This is a genomic window from Rhodococcus sp. KRD175 (genome assembly GCF_017168275.1).
GTDB lineage: Bacteria > Actinomycetota > Actinomycetes > Mycobacteriales > Mycobacteriaceae > Rhodococcoides > Rhodococcoides fascians.
In genome coordinates this window covers 1-1,064 of sequence record NZ_JABFAQ010000051.1, presented here as the reverse complement: position 1 = coordinate 1,064, position 1,064 = coordinate 1, and the positions used below count along the sequence as shown (strand labels likewise).

Sequence of the window (1,064 nt, the reverse complement as noted above, 5' to 3'; positions counted from 1 at the left end):
GGGTGGGGTCGAGCAGCCGCGAGATCGACCACCATCAGGTCACCGACTTGCGCGAGGCGGTCCGACACCTCGGGTTGACCCGCATCGCGAAGGGGCGGCTGCTGCGCACGAAGCTCGGCGAATCACTGGCCGACGACCCGATCGGCATGTGGCGGCATGCGGCCTCGCGGCTTCCGCTGGGGAGGGAGACATACGAGACCGATGCCGCGACGCTGTTCCTGATCTCCCTGGCCGCATCGGCCTCAGCGGCCCACCGCAACGAGATGCTGATCGAGACGGTCTCCGAATTGGGCTGGGCCAGTGAGGATTCCGGTGTGTTCGACGCCAAGTTTGCTGCTCAGACGACCATGAGCTTTCTCGACCTCATCGGTGCCCATGGCCCGAGCTTCTACTTTCGGGAAGCCGTATCGGACTCACCGAGTTGGTCCCGTCGATTTGCACGCGACGCTTTGTCCAGTTGACCGCCGATTCCGAGGCGTTCGGTGCCGTCTCGGCCGGCTCGACGCGTCTCCAGCGCCCTGACCTGCCGATTTGCGTGTGTGGGGTTGGTGGCGTAACTTTTGTCGAGTCAGAGCGACGGACACCGACCCGGTCTTCACGGACTGGGTGAACGAGGTTGGACGTGTGGTTCGGCAGGTTTTATCCCCCAAGAGTTGGGCCTTGTGTCCGAGACCAAGCTGGGATAGGCTGGAACAGTTGCCCTTGAGGCTTGCGGACTGTGTGTTCGTGGGGTTCGAGTGTGTGCGTGTTCTTTGAGAACTCAACAGTGTGTCGATGAATGTCAGTGCCGAGTTTTATTTGGTGAAAGCATTCGATGTATCAGCCATCCGCTTGTGGTGGTTGTTGTCGGGTGTTGTTTTGAAAATGCTAGTTGAGTTTTTTTGCTAGTGATTTGACTTGATGTCTTTGACTGATTCACGGTCTTTCGGGACTGTTTTTTCGCAGGTCTTTTACGGAGAGTTTGATCCTGGCTCAGGACGAACGCTGGCGGCGTGCTTAACACATGCAAGTCGAGCGGTAAGGCCTTTCGGGGTACACGAGCGGCGAACGGGTGAGTAACACGT

General features: G+C 58.7%; 1 rRNA gene and 1 pseudogene. Both read left to right on the top strand.

What is annotated here, in order from left to right:
• Nucleotides 1-461: pseudogene (locus tag J1M81_RS25020) on the top strand (hypothetical protein); the annotation flags it as partial.
• A 488-nt stretch (nt 462-949) separates the two neighbouring features.
• Nucleotides 950-1,064 (top strand): 16S ribosomal RNA (locus J1M81_RS25015); the annotation flags it as partial.